The organism is Rhizobium sp. ERR 1071, from assembly GCF_007828675.1.
Classification (GTDB): Bacteria; Pseudomonadota; Alphaproteobacteria; order Rhizobiales; family Rhizobiaceae; genus Rhizobium; species Rhizobium dioscoreae.
This window is the reverse complement of the sequence record NZ_VITM01000031.1, coordinates 1-1,418: the sequence shown is the minus strand read 5'-3', so window position 1 is coordinate 1,418 and position 1,418 is coordinate 1. Positions and strand designations below refer to the sequence as shown.

At 59.6% G+C, this 1,418-nt stretch carries 1 protein-coding gene and 1 pseudogene; one reads left to right on the top strand and one right to left on the bottom strand.

All coding sequences use genetic code 11. From position 1 onward, the window contains the following. A pseudogene (locus tag FBZ99_RS32960) lies at window positions 1-464 on the bottom strand (helix-turn-helix domain-containing protein); the annotation flags it as partial. Window positions 465-635: 171 nt separating this feature from the next. Here FBZ99_RS32960 and FBZ99_RS32955 point away from each other — a divergent pair. Beyond that, window positions 636-1,396 (top strand): IS5 family transposase gene (locus FBZ99_RS32955; protein ID WP_371865543.1). Its coding sequence is split into 2 segments (ribosomal slippage): window positions 636-963 and window positions 963-1,396, totalling 762 coding nucleotides; the frame shifts between segments, so codons are not numbered across the junction. The last annotated feature ends 22 nt before the right edge of the window (window positions 1,397-1,418 follow it).

Here is a 1,418-nt window from a genome sequence, read left to right as displayed (position 1 = left end):
TCTTGATCCAGGTTTCATCGATGAAGACCAGCCGCTTTGGATCGAGACCAGTTTGCCAGGACCGCCAGCGCTGTCGCCGCCGCGCAATGTCGGCACGCGCCTGCTCAAGGGCGAATAGTGTTTTTTTTGAACCGTAGGCCCTCGCGTCGCAGGAATTGCCACACGGTGTCGTGGGATACCTTCACCCCTCGTGCGGCCAGCTCTTCCTTCAACCCATGCAGTGACAGATGCGGCGTTTGGCTGATCCGCTCCACGATAAACGCCCGGTACGGCTCCAGAACACGCTTGCGGTGACCGCCCATCTTCCCGGGCGCGACAGAGCCGCTCGAACGATACCGCTGCGACCATTTCACCGCCGAAGACACCGCAATACCGAACCGCGCCGCCACCGACCGGCAGCTCTCACCGGCCTCGATCGCATCAACAACACGCTTGCGAAGATCATCGGAAAGGGGTCGAGTCATTCGATGCTGGCCTCCATTCCAGCCAGCATCTTGAATCACAAAACACCCAAAAACGGAATCCCTCCGATTCAGATAAAATCGGAAACGCTCTAGGCTGTAGTGACGATTTAACGGTTTGGGATTCCCAATTGGGAGCAAATCAGATTCAAGGCTGACTTTTGGAGGTCGGTCATGGATATCGATAGGCTCAGTGCGCAACAGTGGTCTCGGATCGAGCCGTTTGTGCCGGGAGGGCGCAAGGGGCGGCGGGGTCCGCGTTCAAACAACCGCCGATTTGTCGAAGCGCTGATCTGGATGGCCCGCTCTGGCGGACGCTGGCGTGATTTGCCCAAACACTACGGCGACTACCAGACCGTCAAGCGGCGCTATTACCGCTGGATCGAGATGGGTGTGCTCGAAAGCCTGTTCGAGGCGTTAGCGCGAGAAGCCGACCTTGATTGGGTCTCGATCGATTCCACCTCCATCCGTGCCCAGCCTCAAGCCGCCGGGGCGCGGCGAAAAAGGGGGGAGCGGACGCCCAGGGTCTTGGCCGGTCACGCGGCGGGCTAGGCACCAAGATCCACGCCGTCGTCGATGCTTTGGGGCTACCGGTGCGCTTCGTGCTCACACCGGGACACCGTGGCGATGTGATCTACGGCAAGGAATTGCTCAATGGGCTTAATCCCGGCCACGTCATCGCCGACAGGGCCTATGACGCCGAGCATTTCCACGACACCATTCTCGATGTCGGCGCTATTCCCGTCATCCCACCCAGGCATGACCGTCGGCGCCCGCACCCATGCAACTGGCGGCTCTATAAAGAGCGCAACCTCGTCGAGCGCTTCTTTGCAAAGCTCAAGCAGTTCCGCCGCGTTGCCACCCGCTACGACAAGCTGCTCGCCAACTTCAGAGGCTTCGTCATCATCGCTGCCATAACCATGTGGCTACGATAGTTAAATCGTCACCACAGCCTAG